General features: G+C 66.8%; 15 protein-coding genes. 2 read left to right on the top strand and 13 right to left on the bottom strand.

Going from position 1 to position 20,481, the window contains the following annotated elements; genetic code table 11:
* The first annotated feature begins 47 nt into the window (after window positions 1–47).
* Together IEX78_RS23135 and IEX78_RS23130 are read left to right on the top strand one after the other, a co-directional pair.
* The gene (locus IEX78_RS23135) at window positions 48–6,812 is read left to right on the top strand and encodes a helicase-like domain-containing protein (protein ID WP_229684295.1); all 6,765 of its coding nucleotides are present in this window, start codon (window positions 48–50) and stop codon (window positions 6,810–6,812) included.
* Between the two features lie 283 nt (window positions 6,813–7,095).
* Window positions 7,096–7,350 carry a hypothetical protein gene (locus tag IEX78_RS23130; protein WP_188831187.1) on the top strand — a complete coding sequence of 85 codons (255 nt, stop codon included), beginning with the start codon at window positions 7,096–7,098 and terminating at the stop codon, window positions 7,348–7,350.
* A 9-nt stretch (window positions 7,351–7,359) separates the two neighbouring features.
* Here IEX78_RS23130 and IEX78_RS23125 read toward each other — a convergent pair whose 3' ends face one another.
* The 13 genes from IEX78_RS23125 to IEX78_RS23065 form a co-directional block, all read right to left on the bottom strand.
* Window positions 7,360–7,542, bottom strand: a complete 183-nt coding sequence (locus IEX78_RS23125) for a hypothetical protein (protein ID WP_188831186.1) — start codon at window positions 7,540–7,542, stop codon at window positions 7,360–7,362.
* A complete protein-coding gene (locus IEX78_RS23120; protein ID WP_188831185.1) occupies window positions 7,539–8,114 on the bottom strand; it encodes a bifunctional DNA primase/polymerase in 576 nt (191 codons plus the stop codon). The genes IEX78_RS23125 and IEX78_RS23120 overlap by 4 nt, the downstream gene beginning before the upstream one ends.
* Window positions 8,114–8,515, bottom strand: a complete 402-nt coding sequence (locus tag IEX78_RS23115; RefSeq protein WP_188831184.1) for a hypothetical protein — start codon at window positions 8,513–8,515, stop codon at window positions 8,114–8,116. The genes IEX78_RS23120 and IEX78_RS23115 overlap by 1 nt, the downstream gene beginning before the upstream one ends.
* A gap of 352 nt (window positions 8,516–8,867) precedes the next feature.
* Window positions 8,868–9,812, bottom strand: coding sequence for a tyrosine-type recombinase/integrase (locus tag IEX78_RS23110; RefSeq protein ID WP_188831183.1), 945 nt, complete (start codon window positions 9,810–9,812; stop codon window positions 8,868–8,870).
* A gap of 69 nt (window positions 9,813–9,881) precedes the next feature.
* Window positions 9,882–10,259, bottom strand: a complete 378-nt coding sequence (locus tag IEX78_RS23105) for a hypothetical protein (protein WP_188831182.1) — start codon at window positions 10,257–10,259, stop codon at window positions 9,882–9,884.
* Between the two features lie 55 nt (window positions 10,260–10,314).
* On the bottom strand, window positions 10,315–11,247 hold the full coding sequence (locus IEX78_RS23100; RefSeq protein ID WP_229684281.1) for an SUMF1/EgtB/PvdO family nonheme iron enzyme: 933 nt from the start codon (window positions 11,245–11,247) through the stop codon (window positions 10,315–10,317).
* 70 nt (window positions 11,248–11,317) lie between these two features.
* Window positions 11,318–12,100, bottom strand: a complete 783-nt coding sequence (locus IEX78_RS23095) for an aminotransferase class IV family protein (protein ID WP_188831181.1) — start codon at window positions 12,098–12,100, stop codon at window positions 11,318–11,320.
* Between the two features lie 360 nt (window positions 12,101–12,460).
* Window positions 12,461–13,120: a DUF4913 domain-containing protein gene (locus IEX78_RS23090; protein ID WP_188831180.1), complete on the bottom strand. Its 660-nt coding sequence runs from the start codon at window positions 13,118–13,120 to the stop codon at window positions 12,461–12,463.
* Window positions 13,117–14,838 carry a type IV secretory system conjugative DNA transfer family protein gene (locus IEX78_RS23085; RefSeq protein WP_229684277.1) on the bottom strand — a complete coding sequence of 574 codons (1,722 nt, stop codon included), beginning with the start codon at window positions 14,836–14,838 and terminating at the stop codon, window positions 13,117–13,119. The genes IEX78_RS23090 and IEX78_RS23085 overlap by 4 nt, the downstream gene beginning before the upstream one ends.
* Entirely contained in the window at window positions 14,838–15,563 is a 726-nt protein-coding gene (locus IEX78_RS23080) for a hypothetical protein (RefSeq protein ID WP_188831178.1), read from the bottom strand. The genes IEX78_RS23085 and IEX78_RS23080 overlap by 1 nt, the downstream gene beginning before the upstream one ends.
* A gap of 32 nt (window positions 15,564–15,595) precedes the next feature.
* A complete protein-coding gene (locus IEX78_RS23075) occupies window positions 15,596–17,203 on the bottom strand; it encodes a hypothetical protein (RefSeq protein ID WP_229684274.1) in 1,608 nt (535 codons plus the stop codon).
* Entirely contained in the window at window positions 17,200–18,690 is a 1,491-nt protein-coding gene (locus IEX78_RS23070; protein WP_188831177.1) for an SCO6880 family protein, read from the bottom strand. The genes IEX78_RS23075 and IEX78_RS23070 overlap by 4 nt, the downstream gene beginning before the upstream one ends.
* 70 nt (window positions 18,691–18,760) lie before the next feature.
* The gene (locus IEX78_RS23065) at window positions 18,761–20,449 is read right to left on the bottom strand and encodes a hypothetical protein (RefSeq protein ID WP_188831176.1); all 1,689 of its coding nucleotides are present in this window, start codon (window positions 20,447–20,449) and stop codon (window positions 18,761–18,763) included.
* Between the last annotated feature and the right edge of the window lie 32 nt (window positions 20,450–20,481).

The raw sequence follows: 20,481 nt of genomic DNA, 5'->3' as shown, positions 1-20,481 counted from the left end.
AGCTCGTCGAGGCGGGAGACCGCAAGTACCTGGTCGACGGCTTGCAGGTGTGGGAGGTTGTTCCCCGCGAAATCCCCGAAGGATCTTTCCCGTACACGCATTGGGCGTACTTCGATGACGAGGCTTCGGCGCGCGCGTGCGCGGCCGATCTGGACAGCGACTACCGGACTGTCGTCAGGCCATCCCAGGTAGAAGAAGGCTGGCTGTTGTTGGCCGGGCGGGAGGTCGAGCTCGGGCAACAGCGGTCCCATGAAAACGAGGTCATCGCGGCCGTGTCGCGCCACCGCGGCATCTACGACGGCGGAGAGGCGTCCTACCTCGACACCGGCGACGGGCTGCGCCCAATCTCCGATCCCGCTCTCGCTCCACGCTATGACGATCAGTGGAACCGAACCCGCCACCTCGGCACCGCGACCAGCGCGGGGGAGGCGACGCGGCTGGCGCAGGCCGACGCGATGTTCACCCCGGTCGAGCTGGCGTTGCTGCGGTGCACGATCCAAGACCAGGCATACACCTACGGCGGATACGACCGCCCGCAGGAGATCTTCAATCCGGGCACCGCACCCCGCTATCTCACCGAGGGTCCGCTGAAATCGCTAAGCGGCGGTGATCGATTCGGGCCGACGTGGCTGCTGGTGGAGTGCTACCTACGCGCCAACCCGCACCTCTATGACGAGACTCCGGCTTCAGTGCAGGCTCGCCAGACCGAACGAACCGAGATCGCGGCACCACTGATCAGCGAGGCCGCTACGGAGTTCCGTGCGGGCCGCTTCGCTAGTGCTCGGCAGCTCGTCGATCGGGCCACCCTCACCGACCCCTACGCACTCGGCACCCACGACGGAATTCGGTCCCGCATCGACCGCCTGGCCGGAATCGTCGAGGATCTCGGGCTCACGCCACCACTGGAGCGCTTCGATGGGCTCCTGGGAGGGGCGAAGGCCGCGGTGTCGGTGGGAGACCACCAGTTCGTCATCGAACCGCGAGGAGCTGATCGCTGGGTCGTGCACCCTCGTTCCGGCGCAGACGCAGACACCCGGGTGGCCGACGCGGTGTCGACCACCGAGGTCATGCCGCGGGTCCGCGCCTATCTGGCCGCGCTCCCCGCCGCACAGAATCCGGCGCCGCCGACGCAGGCTCTCGACGCCGGCGCTCCGACCGACGGAGAACACCAGCCGCAGGAGGCGGCCGCGAACACGGTTACTGCCTCGGCAGTTCCGGAGCCGATCGCCATTGAGCACACCACCGAGGGCACGATCGTCCGTAATACCGACAAGGACAATCTCGCACTCCGACAGGCACTGCGGGACGGCAAGTTCAATTGGTCCCGCTCGCAGAAGTTCTGGTACCAGCGCCGCGCGACCGACTTCGCGATCCGCAACAGGCGCGTGGAAACCCTGCGGTCCGACCTCACCAGGCTCGGTCTGCCCTTCACCGAGGACAGCGGTGCCAGCCTGGTGCCGGACCCGACGCAAGTAGTCGATCCGGTGCTGGTCGGCGAGCCGACCGAGGACCTGCGCCGACTACCCGGCGCGGGCGGGGACGCCGAACACGATGTGAGTCCCACCCGCGCTGCGGCACAGCCGCCGGTGACCGACCCCGGTCAAGACGCTGCTCCTGATGCAGCACCTGAAAGCCAGCCCACCCGACAGTCACAGCAGCAACCACCCGCGACCGAGCAGAATCCTTCCGGTTCGAGACCGGATGAGCTCGACCACCAGCTCGCCCCGGATTCCCCGGCGCTGCGCCCGGCACCGCCGGTCGCCATCCCGCAGTCGCCCAAGGCGCGAGTCGCCGCCAATCTTGCCGCCATCGAACTCGTGCAGCGTCTGACCGCCGAGCAGCGCGCCGCGACCGAGCCCGAGCGGGAAGTCCTGTCCCGATGGACATCCTGGGGCGCTGCCTCGCAGATATTCGATCCCTCTCGCGACGAGTTCGCTGCCGAAGCCGAACGGTTGCGTGAGCTCCTGGCCGACGACCGAGCCTGGAAGGCCGCTAACCGCACCGTCCTCAACGCGCATTACACCGATGCCCGCATCGTTTCCGCGATGTGGCAGCACCTCGGCGCGCTGGGCTTCACAGGCGGGCGTGTGCTCGAACCAGGTTGCGGTGCAGGTGCATTCATCGGGCAAGCGCCAGCAGGGACCGACTTGGTCGGTGTCGAGTTGGACCCGACCACGGCGCGCATCGCCGAGCTGTTGCACCCCGCCGCGACCATTCGCGCGGAGTCCTTCGCCGACACCCGGCTGCGTGAGGGCAGCGTCGACGCGGTGATCGGGAACGTGCCGTTCGGGCAGGCCAAGCTGCACGATCCAGTGCACAACCTGGGCAACCACGCGATGCACAACCACTTCATTCTCAAGTCGCTGGCGTTGGTGAAGCCCGGTGGCGTGGTCACGGTGATCACCAGCTCGTGGACGATGGACGCGCTCAACCCGGCGGCCCGACGCGAGATCGCCGAGCACGCCGACTTCCTCGGCGCGGTCCGCCTTCCCAACGGCGCCCACCGCCGCGTCGCGGGCACCGATGTCCTCACCGACATCCTCGTGCTGCGCCGCCGCGACGGCGAACCCCACCATGCCGGGGAGTTCGAACGGTCGCGCCCCACGGTGCTGCTCAACACCGACGCCGATGAAGTCTCGGTCAACCTCAACGAGTACTTCACCGCCAACCCGGACATGGTGCTGGGCGAATTGCGGGCCGGGACCAGCCAATACGGCAGCGAGACGGTCGAAGTCCGCGCGACCGGGGATCTCGACGAGCAGTTGCGAGCAGCCCTGTCGCGCATCAGCGAGCGGGCGCACGCGGCCGGGACCACGCACCGCCCCCGTGAGCTCGAAGCCGGAGAACGTCGCGCCGCGGCCGCCGCGCCCGCCCGTGGTGAGGAGTTCCCCGGCCACATCGTGCCGACGGCGATCGGGTTCCAGCAGCTCAACACCTACGGTGTCTACGAGGACATCGCGGTTCCACGGACCCAGGCCAGCGAGCTCAGTGCGCTGCTCGATCTGCGCGACACCGCCGTGTCGCTGCTGAGCGCTGAAGCCGCATCAGCCGAGGACACCGACGAGATCGCGTCGCTGCGAACACAACTCAACCTGCGCTATGACCGCTACGTCGACCGCTTCGGCGCGATCAACCGGTGCTCGTGGCACCCGACGGGACGCACCAACGCCGACGGCGAGCCGGTGCTGTCGATGCGGCGCCCGCCGGTGATGAGGGTCTTCCGCGAGGACCCGCACTCGCCGGTGGTGCTGGCACTCGAGTCCTACGACGACACCACCGACACCGCTTCGAAGATGGCGATCATGCGCCAGCGTGTCGTCGCGCCGCGCACCGCGCGGCTGGGCGCCGACACCGCCGAAGACGCGGTCGCGATCTGCCTCGATACCCATGGCCGCATCGAACTCGACACCATCGCCGAGCTGCTCGGCGTGGAACCCGACCAGGCTCGCGTCCAGATACGCGGGCTGGCCTTCCCCGATCCGGATCAGGGTGGGCGCCTGGTCCCGGCTGCGGAGTACCTGTCCGGGGATGTGCGAGCCAAGCTCGACTCCGCCCGCACGGCGGCCGCGGAGAACCCCGATATTTACGCCGACAACGTCGCGCCGCTGATCGAGGTGATCCCGCCGGACCTGGGACCGGCCGAGATCGATGCCAGGCTGGGCGCGGCCTGGATCGACGCCGGCGATGTCGAGACCTTCCTACAGGAGGTACTCAACGACACCTCGATCACGGTGGAACATCCACCGACGGGGGAATGGAAGATCACCGGCGGCAACCGCGGGATGCTCTCGGTCGAGGAATACGGCACCCGCCGCGTCCCGGCGCCCAAGATCGCCCAAGCCCTGCTGCGCCAATCCCAGATCCGGGTCTATGACGTCGACGAATCCGGCGAGGCCCGCATCTTCAACGCCACCGAGACCGAGGCGGCGATCGAGAAGGGCGAAATCCTCAACGAGCGGTTCTCCGAATGGGTGTGGGAGAACCCAGCCCGCGCCACCCGCCTGTCCGAGGTCTACAACCGGCGCTTCAACAACCTGGTGCTGCGCACCTACGACGGCTCCGAACTGAGCCTTCCCGGCCTGTCGAAGACCATCGAACCGCGGCCGCACCAACGCGCCGCTGTCGCCCGCATGATCGCCGAACCCAATGTCGGACTGTTCCACGCCGTGGGTGCTGGCAAGACCCTCGAAATGGCCATGGGCGTCATGGAACTCAAACGTCTTGGCCTGGTGAACAAGCCCGCGATCGTGGTGCCCAACCACATGCTCGACCAGTTCGCCTCCGAGTTCTTGCAGGCCTACCCGCAGGCCCGTGTGCTGGCCGCAGGCACCGAGGACCTGGCGGGGGAGAAGCGGCGCGCGTTCGTCGCCCGCGCGGCGACCGGTGACTGGGACGCGGTGATCATGACGCGCGGCTCGTTCCAGCGCCTCGAGGTCTCCAACGAGACCGCGCACTGGTACTTCGATCGCGAGATCGAACCACGCCGCCAGCATCTGCAGCAGCTCAAGGCCAACGGCGCGAAGAACCACACGGTCAAACGAATCGAAGACGCGATCCTCAAGGTGGAGGAGAAGCTCAAGGCCAAGCTCAACAGCCAGATGGATCCGGGCATCACCTTCGAGATGACCGGGATGGACTACCTCGTCGTCGACGAGCTCCACGACTACAAGAACCTGGCCACCGACTCCAACATCGAGTCCGCCGCGATCGAGGGCAGTCAGCGCGCGCAGAAACTGCACATGGTGGTGGAGTACCTGCGCGACAAGCACAACGGGCGCGCCCTCACCGGTGCCACAGCCACCCCGATCGCCAACAGCATCACCGAGGCCTACGTGATGCAGCGCTACCTGCGCCCGGACCTGCTCGAAAAGGCCGGAATCAACCACTTCGACGACTGGGCCGCGACATTCGGCAAGACCAAGACCCAGCTCGAAATGTCGGTCGACGGCAACTCCTGGGCGATGAAGACCCGCTTCGCCGGGTTCCGCAACATCCAAGAACTCCAGCGGATGTTCCACGTCGCCGCCGATGTGAAGCTGCCCGAAGACCTGAACCTGCCGGTGCCGCTATTGGCGCGCCGGCCCGGCGACGGCGAACGGGCCCCGGAGATCATCTCGGTCCCGGCCACAGCCGCCCAGCTCGACTACGTTCAGAGCCTGGGCCACCGTGCCCAGTTGGTGAAGTCGCGCGCGGTCGACCCCTCCCAGGACAACATGCTCTCGATCAGCAGCGACGGCCGCGCGGCCGCCCTGGATCTGCGACTGCTGACTGCCCGCAACATCGCCCGGGACGACGAGCTGTTCGACCACGGCGGCGCCGACGCGATCGACGACCCCGAGGAGTACGGGCTCAAGATCAACGCGGCTGCGGACTGGCTGTATCAGAAGTGGGAACAGAGCAAGGACACGGTCTATCTCGACCGCTCCGGTGAGCCACACCCACGCCGCGGCGGGCTGGTCACCGGATTCTGCGACCTGGGCACCCCGTCGGAGAACTGGAACGCCTACGACGCGATCAAGCAGCGCCTGGTCGCCCACCACGACGTCGATCCGGAGCTGATCGCCTACATCCACGACGCCAAGAACGACCGCGCCAAAGCGCGCCTGTTCGCCCAGGCCAAGGACGGCACGATCCAGTTCCTGCTCGGGTCCACCTCGAAGATGGGCGTGGGCACCAACGTCCAGTTCCGCATGGTCGCCATGCTGCACGTCGATTGCCCGTGGCGCCCCGCCGACATCGAGCAGCGCGACGGGCGCGGGGTTCGGCAGGGCAACCAGAACGCTGAGATAGCGATTGGCCGCGTGGTCACCGAGGGCACGTTCGACGCCCGGATGTGGGCGACCCAAGCCCGCAAGGCCACCTTCATCAACCAGTTCATGAAGGGCAATCTCGATGTCCGGGAGGTCGACGACATCGGCGATGCGGCGCTGTCGGCGAACGAGGCACTGGCCATCGCCTCGGGCAACCCGCTGGTGCTGGAGAAGGCCGAACTCGACGTCGAGGTCACCAAACTCGACCGGCTACGCCGCGCGCACCAGCGCAGCCAGTCGATGCTCCAAATCCGCATCCGCGACGCCGAACACGCCATCCCGAGGCTCGAGGAGGAGATCACGGACTTCACCGCCGCGATCGCCCGGCGCCAGCCGACCCGTGGTGATGCGTTCACCGCCACGATCAGCGGCCGCTGGTTCGACAACCGTGTCGAAGCCGGTGACGTCCTGGCCGCGCGCCTGCGCAAGCTGCTCGAGGACCCGCGTTCGGTCTGGAAGCCCTTCGAGGACAACGGCATCGGAACACTCGGTGGCTTCACTCTCAACGCGTGCAACGTTCCGACCGGACGTGACGCCAAGGTTGCGGTGAAGTTCGCCGAGCTCGGCGACAACCACCACGTCTCCCTCGATCGCGCCACGCTGGAAAAGGGCGGCATGGCGGTCATCGTCCGGCTCGAAAATGGTCTCGAGGGGCTGGACAAGCGGCTCGAGGTGGCCACCAACCAGCTCGCCACCGAGAAGGATGAACTCGCCCGGGCTACCGCCCGGCTGGGTAAACCGTTCGAGCACACCGAACGTCTCGACAGCCTGAAGGAGCGGCAGAAGGAGATCAACGCCGAACTGCTCGGCAGCAACGCCGACGATCCTGACGGCACAGCTGGCGACGGCGGGGCGGCCGCTGAGGAGATGTCGGTCAGCGATATGGCCATGCACGATGCCGCGGCGATGGTCGGGATGATGGGCGGCGCCGCCGTCGTCAACGGGCCGGTGGGCCCGATGGTGATCACCCGCGACGCCGGAAGGGGGCCGCGCCAGCGTTAAATCCCCTCGACGAGCGCGCATTCGGTGCGATACGCTCGTGGTGTACGCCCCCCGATCGCCTCTGGGACACGCCACTTCCGGCACTTTCGCCGGGAGGCGCCTCTGACCTAAGCCTCGGGGGGCATTGCCGTTTCCAGTGCTTCCGGTAGTGGTTGCCGAACACCAACGGATACGGCGGGACTGGGCCGACCAGCGTACGGCTACCGGGATCGACCTGGCAGTATCGGCGCGGAGCACGGCCGATCCCACACGCGATACCGGCGTGGTGGCCGATGATCAACCGATGACCGAACCAGCCAGTCCCACACACGACATCATGAACCGAGCGTGCGCGATCCATCTCGCCCACCTCACTGGTGACGAGGCCGCTGTGACCAGGCTCCTCGTCGAGTGCCACGAACTGCATGGGCTGCAGGGCGTCTCGGAGGCGATGCGCTGGATCGACATCCTCGACGAAGTGATCGACGAGGTGGTCTCGGCGGGCATGGATCCCCGCAAGGTGAGCTTCACCGTCACGCCTGTGGCGGCGTCCTCCTGACTCGGTTGGTCAGCCCCCGGCCGCAGGGTCTGTTGCGTCGGTGGGGAGTTCGGCGTCGATGTAGAGGCGGTACAGGGTGGAATCGCCACGGTTGAGGTAGGGCTGGGACGCCTCACGAACATCGAAGGTCTCCCCGAGCAGGGCACGGGCACGCCGCAGCTCGTCGAGGGTACCGGTGATCCGGAATTTCATCGACGATCTCGCTTCCCGATCAGTGCGACGAGCCAGTCCGGCAGCATCGCGATGTCGGTGTCGACCGCGATCGTGTACTCGCGGCCGCCGACCACCGACCCCGGTCCTGCTAGGTAGCCGCCGAGCCTGTAGCCGGTGCCTCGAATATCGATTCCCGGACCGAGCCGGGACGTCCCGCCCGACACTGATTCCACGACCACACCTGGCGGCACTCGGAACAGTAGGTGGCGGCCGTCGTTGGGAGTCGCGACCTCCAAGGTGTGCGGCCATCGTCGGCGATGCCACCGGCATATCTGGGCGAACTGGTCTACGCCATCGGCGCCGACATTGGCACCGTGGCCGGTGGTGTGGCGGTCCAAGTCGATGCCGATGACTCCCGATGCGCGGCAGGCGATACCGATGTTGGACATCGTCGGCCAGCTCGCGCGAACTGCTTCCAGCGCGGACGCGCCGACGGTGATGATGGTGTGCTGCCAGCCTGCCGGCGCGGCTTTGGCCCCTGGTGGGAGCGGGAACACTGCCAGTCCGCGGTTCAGCAGCGGACCGGGATCAGGGCAACGCGGAGGGGTCATCAGTCGCAGTCGCATCCGTAATAGGCTTCGGTGTCCCCGCCACATTCAGCGCAGCTGCGCATCTCCCGCAAGCCATCGTCATCGCCGGTCGCGGCCATGTCTTCGCGGTGGCGCCATCCCGAGCATCGGCCGTTGTAGCAGCCACATCCGGGGCATTCCGGGCAGACCATCCGAAGAGTCCAGCCGCAGGTCTCGCACAGGGTCTGGTTGAGCGGGTCGTGCAGCTCGGCGAGCGCCTCGTCGTAGGTGGTGATGTGCTCGTAACTGGCCAGGTAGAACAGCATCGTGTCGCGCTCGTCGCCGTCTGGATGGTCGAGCAGTGCGATCGCGTCGTGATGGCGGATCTCGTACTCGCGCTTCAGTTGGGCGAGAGCGTTTTTGCGGGCATGGTCTTTCGGCATGGCGAACCCCATCGACGGTGAGCCCGTGACCACCGCGCGGATATCAGGCCGAAGCATCGCGGCAAAAGTGAAGGTGTAGAGGTGGTTCGGTGCGGGGCACCTGCGAGACACTGATAGGCGATCACGGGTCGCTCATCGCTCGGGCCTGAACTTGGCCCACGGCATTCACCGCGATTTCGCACTGTAGACGAGGGCACCGACAGATATCGGCGCGGGCGCGCTACGCCGGGAGGTATTCACAGATTCGACTCACGTGCGGGGCACTTGCTGCCCAGCGGCTACCGGCGGGCACGAGGTCGGCGACCGATATCGAAGGGGTTCGGCGACAGCCGTACTCCGGTTGGTCCCGGTCCTAGACGGTGAAGTCGAGTTCCATCTGCGGCGGCGGGACCAGAGCCCGAATGCGGGTGAGATTGGGCTGCTGCTGACCCATCAACGTCGCCACTTCGTCGAGGTTGCGACCCGCCGCGAGCAGCCGGGCCTCGCAGGTGTTGCGCAGCGTGCTGGGGGAGATCTCCATGGGTGGGTTGGCCGATCGGCCGACCTCGCGCACGATGCGGTCGATGCTGCGCTCGGACAACCGCGTCGGCCGCATCGAGCCGACGAACAATGCCCGCTGCCGCCGGGATTCGGCGTCGGGGGTGCGCCGTCGATCTGCCAGCAGGACGTTGAGGACCGCCACGCATCCGGGCCCAAGGGGGACTTGACGTTGGGTCTTGTTCGGGCTGGTGAGGGTGGCGCGGCCGCGCCCGGCGGCGGGGTCCAGTTCGATGTCGGCGATGTTGAGCGCGGCCAGCTCCGATTGGCGCGGACCTGCATCGAGCGCGACGCTGATCAGCGCGTAGTCCCGCAACGGTCGCGCGGCCGCGGCCCGCAGCAGGGCACTGTGCTGGCGCTGATCGAGCGTTTTCGGCGTGATCTGGTCGACCACGGCACGCGGCGCGCTGATCGAACCGAGCCCAAGCCACTGGCCGAGCGCATCGAGCGCGGCCAGCGACACGTTGAGCGTGGAGTCGGCGACGGCGCGGTCCTGCAACCCGGTGATGTAGGCGGCCGCTGCCCCGTTCAGTCCAGCGGTCGTCGTCAGCGCGGCGGGATGGCGGGCTGCGTCGAGCCAGCGCAGGAAATCGTGCACGCGCTCGACGTAAGTCAGTTGCGTCTTCTCTGCCAGCGACGACATCCGAAGCGCCGCGGCGAACGCGCGCAACGTCGGCGCCGACAGACCCGACAGCAGCTCAACGTCGGCGTCGGACAGCACCGTTGGCCCAGCGGCATCGAATTGGCTGTCAGTTGTCACCGGTCTACCTCCGCGCTCATCCCTCCCCAGGATCGCAGACCACACCGACACATCCGGGTGACCGAGCAACTAACGTGAGATGCCCCGGTCTCGGTCATGTCCCGGGTACTGCAGTGGTGGCGTGTAGTTGTCGGTGGCGACTGAGGGTGAAATTCGGCGGGCGGCTGTCAGGGGTGAGGCCTTGCGAATGGAGAGTGCAGCCGCGATTTCGTCGCGCAGAGCCTGGTCGGCCTGTTGTGCGGATCGGCGTGCCGACGTCGCGGCGGTCATCGCTTCGTTGCGCAGCTCAATCAGCTCCAACCGCCGCTGAGGGTCCAGCTCGGCTGCCTCGAACGCTGCGTTTGTTTCGGTGAGGTAGGTGTCGACCTTGGCGATCTGGCCGAGGTTCGGCTGGTTGTCGCGCAGGTAGGTCAGTACGGCTTGGTACTTGTCCTCGAACGTGGCCACGACCCAAGTCCCCTTCGACGTGCCGGAATACCTCGAGGGTACAGAGACCGGATGGTCAGCGGGCGCCTGCCGCTGACGCCATGTCGGTTGTGGCGCAACGGAATCCCGTGTCGTCGTCGAGCATCGTGGAGTCGGCGTCGTTGAACATCGCGGGCAAGGCCCGGTCGAACGGGCTGGTGAACGCCGAACCTTTGAGCTGATAGCGGCCAGGCGATTGGCCTTCGGTGGCCAGCCACTCCCAGGTGTTGCCGCACAGGTCATAGACCCCGTACGGGCTCACCCCGGACTTGTACCGGTCGACCGGGGTCGTGGTGTTGGGTCCGGTGCCGCGACAGTTCACCTTGGCCGGGGTTGGTTGGTTACCCCATGGCCAGTCGTTGCCCCGGGTGCCGCGGGCGGACTTCTCCCACTGGGTCGCGGAGGGCAACGACTTGCCCGCCCATCGCGCGTACGCGGCCGCGTCGTGGTGGCTGACCCACACCACCGGGTGATCGGCGATCTCCGGCGCCGGCCGTCCGTCGATCCAATGCTGAGGCGGCCGGTGCGCGGTCGCCGCGACGAACCGGGCATAGTCGGAGTTCGTCACGGGGAAGATGTCGAGGAAGAACCCGTCGACCCACTCGACTGTCTCCTGGAGACCGGACAGATAGATCCCCGCCGGGATCCAGGTCATCAACTTGCCGTCGATCGGGTGCCGCGCGGTGGTCGGCTGCATCGGCACATCGGTGTCACGGGTCTCCGAGACCATGTCCGGTGAAACCCGTTCGGTGAAACGCAGTCGCTCGTCGTTGGTCAACCGCGACAGGGAGGTATCCAGCGCTGCCTGGTTCACCGGTCGTGGCCGCACCTTCGCACCGCCAGCCTCCCACTTGGACACCAGCCGGTCATCGACACCGAGATGCGCCGCGAACTCCACCAAGCTCATCCGACGAGCCAGGCGCAGCGCGCGCACCTCGGCACCGGTCCACTTGTCGAGCAGCGTGATCATCGAGTGCAGGCTCCCATCCCTGTGCGCTGGCACCTGAGCCTAGCCACAGGGATGGGAAACTGCCGATTCGCTAGATCTGTTCTGGCGGAATCGATTCGTACTGCTTGCGCAGAATCTCGATCATCTCGTGCTCGGTCGACCAGGTGGTGTCGTCGATGTTGCTGACCGCTCGCACACCGACTGCGGCGTTGGTGGCGATCACCGCATCAAACTGGTCTAGGTCGGCGAGGGTGACCTTCTCGACGAGCACATCTTCGTCGCGGGTCTGGCTGATCAGTTGCATCGTGGTGCCGGGCAGCACGTCGGCGTGCGGCCAGATCAGATGACCGTCGCGGATGAAACCGATGTTGCTGGTAGCGATCTCGCTGATCGCGCTCTCCGCGGTGGTGAAGACGACGTCATCGAAACCGGCGCGCTGGGCCGCAGCACGCTGGTGCATGGCGCCGAACAACCCGATGTGCTTGACCCTGGGCAAATCGCGGGCATAGACCGCGGACTGCAAACTCAGCGGGCCGAGCGGGGTGGCGGGCGCCTTGCGGCTGGTGACCAGGATCTGCGGGTCGGCGGCCGCGCCCGGCCTGCCGAGTTCGAGCCGGGGGTCGAACACGGTGACCCGCGCGACCATCGGCTCACTCACCTCGCCCACCGCGTCGCGGACGAGTCGGCGGACGTGATCGGTGTCGAGGTCGATCGCGAATACCTCGCGACAGTCACGGATCAATCGGGCCAGGTGCAGAGATAGACCGCGCACCGCGCCACCGCGTTCGACCCTCATGGAGGTGAAGTGTCCATAGCCAACCAGCCCGAGCACTGCCAACTCCTGCGGCGTCACCGGCCTGCCGTTCAGTTCCATCCGCCCAGTCTCCCAGCCTGGACAGGAGGCGGACCTAGACGGATGCTGAAGTTCGGTGAAAGGGCGGTGGTCAGTCCCCGAGGCCGCTCCAGTAGGCGGCCCGCTGGGCGAGCTAGGTGCTACCTCGCCCAGCTTTGCACACGAATTAGTCGCTGCCGAGCGCCCTCTACGTCTACTAATCAGGCTGTGGCGCAGAAGAATTGGCCGAGCGCGGGAGGACGTTGCCCCGACGGCTGGTCTGGGGATGTCCAGCCTTGCATGTGTCGGGTCGCAACGTCCTCCCGCCATGAACGCCAGGCACGGTTCGTCACGGCCGAGGGGAGTGTGCGGTGACGGATTTGTAAGTGCCTGGCGGTGGTTTTAGGGGAGCGGGTCGAAGAACCCCCGCGGGTAGACCGGGACGAACGGGGAGTCCTTGTGCTCTTCGTGAGTGCACCCGTGAAACGGCCCGGTGGGGTCACCGATGAGTCGCAACGCGGGGTAGTAGCAGTCCCGGAAGTAGACGAACAACGCGGCGCCGGGCTGGGAGACCGCTTCGAGCCATGCACGGCGCAGCAGCCACAAGATCGTCACCGCTTCGGGGTGCTCGTACCAGTACGAGCACCACAACCAGCCCGTCGCCGAGCCCGACGTCCGGGCCAGCTTGCGCTGGGCCCAATTCCCGATGTGCTCGATCACCCACTCCATGAGCACCTTCATATCGAGCTCGTCGATCTCAGCAGCCGCTGGAGCAGGCGGCGCGGCCTGCTCGGCGGGGGTCGGGCCCGCGTTCGACGGTCCAGGTGCAGCAGCAACGTCAGCGGCCAGGCGGGCGCTGATCTCGCTCAGCGAGGCCTCGAACTCGTCAAGGCCCTGCGCGGATCGGGCCGCAGTGCCCGCGACGCGCTCGACCGTGGTCGACAGCACCCGACCTTCTTTACGGAGGTTGAAGACCTCCTCCGACAGCGCTCGGACCTGCTCGACGAGCGCAGCGACCGCTGCGGGGTCGAGCGCGTTCGGGTCCGGGGTGGGGTCGGTCACGGCAGCTCCACCGGCGTCTTGACCGCCATCAGCTTCATCGCGACGGGGTTGGTCGGGCCGAGATGTTCCACAGCAGCCTTGCGAACCTCTGCCAAGGCCGCGTCCCGGACCGCTTCGATGTCGTCTTTGTCGGGCTCGGTGTACCACGGAACCAGGTCGATCAGGACCGGCTTGCTCTCCGGCCTGATCAACAGGGCATTGCGCTTCTTCATGGCGGCGATCTCCTCGATGGGCATGATCGGCTCGTGACTGCCGAGGTCCCGCGACCAGGTCGTGCCGCCGGGTCCGTGGGAGCGCCGCGACTCCCGTGGGCGGTGCGTGCCGACGAGCGCCGAGATCTTCTTGAGGAACGGCTCGTCCTGCAGACCGGCGCCGAGGATGCGCACCGTGGACGCGCCCCACAGCGCTGAGGCCTTGTCGTTGCCCCACACCGAGTTCATCTGGGCTTCGGACTGGAAGATCGCGCACACGCAGATCGACTTCGATCCCAGGTGGGAGGCGAGTTCGGGCAGCCGCTTGATCTTGCAGATGTTGGCGCACTCGTCGAGCACGAACGTCGGCGGCGGGTCGATCCGGCCTCCTTGAGCGGAGGCGACCAGATCGCCGATCTCGAAGAGCTTGTCGACCATCGCCGAGATCACCGCTCCGGCGCTGCCCGAGCCTTCCTGGGTCATCAGGTAGAGCGTGGGTGCCTTGCCGTCTTCGTAGGCGAACAGGTCCCACAGGTCCAGCTCGACGATCTTCTCGGTGGTGGGTTGCTCCCATGTGGAGGGCGGGGTGATCCAGCGCAGGGTGTCTTCGTCCTGGACGCTGGCCAGCGCGGTCTGGGCCTCACCGAACACGCCACCCCGGGTCTCGGCGGGCAGGTCGAGGACCGCGGCCAGAGCTCGCCCGGCGCGGGCGTGTCCGTGTGCCTTGAGGATGTCGATGGCATCGTCTTTGTAATAGTCGAGCCAGTCCATCACATCGCGCATCGACCGCCCCGACACCGCGGCCGCCAGCATCGACCACGACAACAAGTTTTTGCCGGTCGGAGCGAAGAACGGGTCCTCGTTCTGCCCGCTGCCGCCCGCCCGATTGTCGTCGATGAAGTGCTCGGCCAACTTGCGGGCATGCTTGAGCGTCCGCAGCCCGTCAAAGGGGTTCCACCACCAGGTCTGGGAGACGTACGCGATGTTGCCCGGGTCGAAGGTGTAGATCGGGCCGCCGGTCATTTTCGCGCGCAGCTCGCTGGTCAGGATCCACAGGTCGGGTTTGTTCGAGGTCGCCACGACAAGGCCAGGCGCCGACAGGATGCGCGGAACCGCCACGGCGCTGGTCTTGTTCGAGCGCGGACCCATGATGACCAGGACGAAGTCCTCTAAGGAGGCGTAGACCATCCGCTTGCCCAGCTTGCCAATCTTGATGGCCAGTTCGTGCATCGGCACACCCACCGCCGACTCGATCGAGGCCCGCAGCCCCACACCCCGTTGGGCCGCGGCTTTGCCGAGCATGTCCGGAATCTGTTTGTGGTCCCGCAGTTTCGCCTCCGCGCTGTTGCGCGGCCACACCTTCCACACCCCGAACCCGGCAGCGGCGGCGAGCACCACCAGCAGCAGCGCGCCGACGATGATCACCCACCAGGGCGTGCCGCTGGCGTGCAGGCGCATGAGGCCGACCGCGACGAGCACCGGGACGATCACCGCGATCCAGAACCACGCCAGCCCGTTGTCGCCCATCACCGGCCTCCGACCGTGCTGCGCAGGACCCGGACGGGCCGGTAGGAGCGTGCAGCGGTGACGACCAGCCACGCGCGAAAAGCGTTCGCTACTCCCGCCAGGGGCGAGCGCGGGTCGACGACGATCGTGATCGCCTCGACCAGGTGCGGCACCGAGTAGGCGAACAACACCACATGCGGAGGCTCAGCCAGTGTGAACCCCTGCATCGGGCGCCCGCCCAGAGCGCGCAACGTCGCTGGGGCGCCCAACGGCAGCATCACCTGCCGAACAACGGCCCAGATCGCGGCCTGCTCGCCGGGCGAGGACGCAGCGAAGGCCTCCAGATCTTCGACCGCTCCTGCTTCGCCGACCGATTCGAGCAGCGCGGCCGCCGGCGCCAGTTGCCCTCCCCGGACCCAGGCGATGACCTCTCCCAGCGTTCGCCCGCCCCGAGCGGCTGCGAGCATCAGGTTCGCGGTGAGCAGGCTCGCTTCGGGTACGAAGAACATCGCGGCATCGTCGACCACGACGGTGAACAGATGCTCGCAAATGCTGTCAGCATCCGCCGCCGAGCTGATGGCGGCCAGCAGATTCCAGCTGCAGGTCCCTGTCGCCGCCGACGCCGGGCACCAGATCAGCCGGTCTGCACCGACACTCGGTAGTGCCGACGGTTCGTCGACAACGGTGAGCACCAGCTCGTCGCTAATGGTGTCCGTCCTGGCGGTGGGCAAGATGACCTCGCGCATGACAATCCTCTCTCGGGTCGGCCGCTGGGCGCTCATCGCTTGGCCTTGGTGGTGCTGAACGCGCCGTCGGTGTTGTAGAGCTTCATTTCTGCGGGGGTCAGGTCGACTGAAACCGGCAGGCCCATGCGGCTGCCGGACTTGATCAGGTACTTGCCGCGGCCGGGGTGGCGCTGACCGGGCACCCAGGTCGGCGGTGCCGACCAGCGCGTCACCATGTCTCTCTCGCCGGACGTGAACGGCGAAATCGCGTGCAGGCGTTCCATTTCCGCGTTGTCCAGCCCGCCGATCACCTTGACCGCGTTGCGCGCCACCATGCCCTTGGCCTTGGCGCGGTCGGCCTCGGTAGGCAGTGCCTCAAGGTCGGTGATCGAGTGTGTCGACTGCGCGGAGACGACGCCGCGGTGGCGGTTGAGACGGGTGATTCGGTCGGACTTCTCGACCAATCCGGGTGCGGCGCGCAGCGCGCGCCACAGCTCGTCCTGGGGCTGGAAGACATTGCGGCGTTGACCCGCAGCCTGCTTACCCTCGATCAGGCCAGAGGACCAGGCCCACGCGCACATCATCGCCGCCGACACGACGTCGTCGCCGTCGTCCTCGACGGCCTTCAGCGACAGCGACACAGCGGGCAAATCGGCGTCGACTGAGAAGGACGACGCCCGGTCGAACATGCCCTTGATCGGCCCCTCGCACAACAGCATCAGCGTGTTGCGGAAGTCGCGGACCGCCCGACGGTATTCGATGTCGTTCTCGGCGGCGACCACCCGGAACAGTTCGGCGTTACCGCTGTCGATGACGGTGACGATCTCGGGGATCGTCGGGTCAGGCAAGTTGTGCCGCTTGTTCGCGGCGTCGGCAATGTCGACGGCCATGGCCAGTAGCAGCCGCTCGGTGGAGGTGAGATCCTGCCCACCGACGATCGTGATCAGCGATTCCACCAGGTCCAGTCGGCGGCCGCGTGACTGCGACTCAAGCTGCTCGCGCCGTGCACCGACTGAGGACCGCACCGCTGCGCGCAGCGGTCCGAGATCGAGCGGGTTCAACGAGTCCAGGCCGCGGCCGATGCGAAATACCTTGCCGCCCAGCTGTTCGACAAGCTCGCTGTATTCATCCTTGATATCGCCGGGCACGACCATGGCGAATCCGAATGCCACGAGCCCGACACCGAGCCGCTTGATTCCAGCGGATTTGCCGATGCCCGGCTGTCCCTGGAACCACATCCCGGTGTTGGTGACCAGCCCGTCGTGCATCCACTGAGAGGGATCGAGCCCGATCGGCTCGGCCGTATGCAGGTGTCGGCCGAATGGCACACCGCGGACTCGGGCCCCGGAAGCTGCCGGGAAGGGGTATAGGCCCTGGATCTGCGCGGTGGTCCCGCCCCACAGCCGTCCAGCATCCACGTTGTGGGCGCGGCCGCCGAAGCGGCGTCCGTCGCCACGGGCATCCGGGACAGGCGGCAGGTTGGTGAACGGCGCGAAGGGGTTGAACGGGGTCGAGTCTTCGTCGCTGTCTTGCTCGTCGCGCCGATATGCAGGCGTAACGCCGATCTTGGACAACATCCGCTCCGCTACACCAGCACGAGCGCCGGTGCGGCGATGGGTCTCCTCGATTTCGGCCTCAGCCTTAGTCAGGATGCTGGTCATCCGAGCCACCTCACAGCTTTGGACTTCGACAGACCTGCGGTCGGATCGATGCCGTAGCCGAGGGAGGTCGCAAACGCTGCGGCTTGCGCTCCCCGAGCGCGGCGGAATTGGAGCTTGGCTGTCCCATAACGCTGCTCGACGTCTGCGCAGGCAGGACCAAGAGTTTCCTCGTTGCGGACCGTCGTGGTGATGTACATCGTGAACCTGCCCAGGCCGGCGCCCATGGACTCTTCCTGCGCGGCCCGGCGAGCACGGGCGCGATCGTCGAACTCGCGTTGGGTCTCGTCCTTCTTGGTCTTGGAGTTCCAGAGCCTGCGCAGCGTGCCCGCCTGGATCTCGTTCTCGACAATCTCTGCGGCTTCGGCGGCAGGGTAGGGCCGGTACACCATCGAGAACCGGCGGTAGTACTTGCCAGGGCTGACCAGCCCAAGCAGAACGTGTTGACGCACAACCCCTGACGGCGGAACATCGAACACCCACGACACCGAGTAGCCGGAGTCGTGACGGTAGACGTCCCAGTTCGTCTCGTGCCTGATCGGTCCTGCGTCCGTCCAGGTGAGCAGTTCATCGGCCTCTGCATCGGGAGCATCAGAGAGATCGACGCGTACCGCCGGATCGAACGCCGCGCGGATATTGCGGATTACCGACGCTGTGGTCGCGCGGCCGGTCACCGTGGCACCACTGGCGGCAAGCGCGGACTCGATGCGTGGCAGCCACCGCACGACTTCGGATGCGCCTGCCGACAATGTCTTTGGTGTCGGGGAGGCTTTGGACATATCGAAGTTGATCGTCACCCGCATCGTGACATCGGCGGTGGTCTGCCGCGATTGATCGACGATCTCTTGCATGATGTCCCGGGCGAGCTTGGGAGCGTCAGCAGAGATGCGGTCCAGGGTGTAGGAGCGCTGATCGACGCCGCCGGTCGGAGAGGACTCGCAGGTAAAAACGACCGAGGCGATGATCGGGGTGAACCCGAGGTCGGCGAGCCAGGATCCGTAGTTGCGGACCCAGGTGTTCACGTCATGTTGGTCGGCGAGGGTAGTGCCTACTGGCGAGACCCGCAGAATTGCCGACAGGATGCCCGTGCGGCGATTCCAGATCAGGCACTGGTGCCCGCCCTGACCGTCTTCCACCGTCAGCGGCTGCAAGGGGGCAAGAACACCGGGCAGGTGCTCGCCCCGGGGATTCTCGGTGAGGACGTCGGCGGCGTAGGCGTCGCTGGCACCGCGACTTCCCCATGCATGTCGCAGGTTCCACATCAGATGCTGTATCGCTGTGCGACGGGCGTTGCCGATCGGGATCACCGCGACGGAGAGGACGGGGATTGCGATGATCGCGCCGAAGAACGCGACGAACAGGTCGATGAAGGTCATGAACGCCAGCACGACCACTGTCGCGATGATCACGACAGTTCCCGCCGGGCCAACCCGGCCCAGCCCGAAGCCAGTCACCTCTCGGTATCCGCCGTACCCAGGTGTTTCGCTCATCGGTCATTCCTTCCCTGTGCTGCGTTGCTGATGACGAATTGAGGCGCGAACGCGCCAACGGTGTTGTTGCTCATTTCATGTCCGGCCCGGTCTCGGCCCCGCTGGACATTTCCCCGGCGACCGAGTCGGCGGCGTCCACCGCAGTGGAGGCGGCTGAGATTCCGGCGCTCACTGCCATGCTGACCCCGCCCGTCGCGGCCGCTGCTCCAGCGCCAGCCGCGCCACCCGCACCGGCCGCCGCGCCCGCGCCTTCAGAAGCACCCAGGGTGCTGGCCCCACCGGCGGTCGAGACGTCGACGCCATTGGCGGCCGCCGCGGCACCGGTACTCGGGGTGCCGGTGGCATCGGGATGTTCGGACGGCATGTTGGTACTGCTCGGCCCGGCCTCAAGCTCGCCAGCCGCGCCACTGCTCCCCGAGCCACTCCCGCCGCCTGGTGGCAGCGCCTTGCCCGAGCCGCCTTCGATCGCGCCCCCGCCTGAACCGCCAGGCAGCGCGGTCATGCCGTTGCCGGGTGAGGGGTCACGTTCGGCGGAGGACGCCGAGGGGCCGGTCGCGGACATGAAGTTGGCGTGGGAGTCCCCACCCGAGGTTTCGGATCCGCCGGAGCTGCCGCCGAAGGCGTTCGCCATCAGTGCGCCACCGGCGATCGAGCCCATGATCGGGGCGAGCGCACCGCTGCCGCCGCTGACGTGCGCGCCCATGAAGTCGAAGAACTTCATCATCGCGGGCAGCGCGATCACCGCCAGCGCGATCACCATCAGCCCGGTGACCAGGGTCGACAGTGTTTGTTCGGTGCCGATCAGCTTGAACCCGAGCGAGTAAATGAACGCCGCCATCGGCTTGTAGAGCACCAGGGCGATGCACGCGGCCGCGATGCGGGGGAACCACTGGCGGCCCCAGGTGGTCAGTTGTCCCGCGGCGGCGAACAGGATCATGTTGTAGAGCACCAGGATTCCGGCTTGGCGGATGAAGCCCATCACCCACTGCACGAATCCGAGGATCACCGCGATGATGCCCAGCAGCAGCACGCCGCCGGGGTTGCCGAGAACGTTGGTGCCCAGCATCATCTGCACTCGTTCGCCGAAGGCGACGGCGTCTTTGTCGACCATCTGCTGGGCGAAGTCGTCGCCGGCCTTGAGCGCTCCGGACAGCACGACCAGCGCGAGGGAGGAGATGACCATGTATTTCAGCCCGCCCCAGAGGATCTGGACGCCCGGCTCGGCCCGGCGGGACAGCATCATGATGATCGAGGAGACCATGATCCCGGCCATCATGATGAACACGACCAGTTTCTGTACCGGCGCCGATCCTGACATGACGTTGGCGTAGGACAGGTTGATCGAGTCGGTGTTGATCCACCAGGTCATCGACTCGACCAGCAGGTCACCGGCGAACTTGCCGATGCTCTCGGCGGCCTTGCCGAAGCTCGAGTCGACGGCCTTGCCGATCGCGGCATCGACAGCGTTGCCGGGATTGAGGTCGATGCTGGTGCCGCTGGCGCCGTCACCGTTGTCGCGGTTGAGCAGGACGGTGAACAGGCTGTTGTCGCTCGGGTAGCTGTAGCCCTGGGTGGGGTTCCCGGCGCAGCCGGGGAACTCGGAGTGGTCGCCGCACCAGATCACGCCCTGGGCGTCGCGCCAACTTTTCTGCTCCTCGGTGAGCTCGGAGTATTTCTGCGGGATGTTCGCGGCGGGCTGGGCCATCGCGGTCGAGCCGGTGCCGAGCACCGCGCTGACCGCCACGATGGCCAGCAGCACCAACCGCGCTGTCCAGGCAGGCATTCGTGTCG

Origin of the sequence: Nocardia camponoti, assembly GCF_014646135.1 — a bacterium.
In the GTDB taxonomy this organism is placed as follows: domain Bacteria; phylum Actinomycetota; class Actinomycetes; order Mycobacteriales; family Mycobacteriaceae; genus Nocardia; species Nocardia camponoti.
This window is presented reverse-complemented; position numbering and strand designations above follow the sequence as displayed.

Excerpts from the sequence above, each read along its gene's own strand:
- IEX78_RS23085 (WP_229684277.1), bottom strand. The coding sequence starts at position 14,838 with ATGGGCGACAACGGGCTGGCGTGGTTCTGGATCGCGGTGATCGTCCCG.
- IEX78_RS23120 (WP_188831185.1), bottom strand. The coding sequence starts at position 8,114 with ATGACCCCTCCGCGTTGCCCTGATCCCGGTCCGCTGCTGAACCGCGGA.
- IEX78_RS23130 (WP_188831187.1), top strand. The coding sequence starts at position 7,096 with ATGACCGAACCAGCCAGTCCCACACACGACATCATGAACCGAGCGTGC.
- IEX78_RS23075 (WP_229684274.1), bottom strand. The coding sequence starts at position 17,203 with ATGACCAGCATCCTGACTAAGGCTGAGGCCGAAATCGAGGAGACCCAT.
- IEX78_RS23095 (WP_188831181.1), bottom strand. The coding sequence starts at position 12,100 with ATGGAACTGAACGGCAGGCCGGTGACGCCGCAGGAGTTGGCAGTGCTC.
- IEX78_RS23115 (WP_188831184.1), bottom strand. The coding sequence starts at position 8,515 with ATGCCGAAAGACCATGCCCGCAAAAACGCTCTCGCCCAACTGAAGCGC.
- IEX78_RS23100 (WP_229684281.1), bottom strand. The coding sequence starts at position 11,247 with ATGATCACGCTGCTCGACAAGTGGACCGGTGCCGAGGTGCGCGCGCTG.
- IEX78_RS23070 (WP_188831177.1), bottom strand. The coding sequence starts at position 18,690 with ATGAGCGAAACACCTGGGTACGGCGGATACCGAGAGGTGACTGGCTTC.
- IEX78_RS23080 (WP_188831178.1), bottom strand. The coding sequence starts at position 15,563 with ATGCGCGAGGTCATCTTGCCCACCGCCAGGACGGACACCATTAGCGAC.
- IEX78_RS23125 (WP_188831186.1), bottom strand. The coding sequence starts at position 7,542 with ATGAAATTCCGGATCACCGGTACCCTCGACGAGCTGCGGCGTGCCCGT.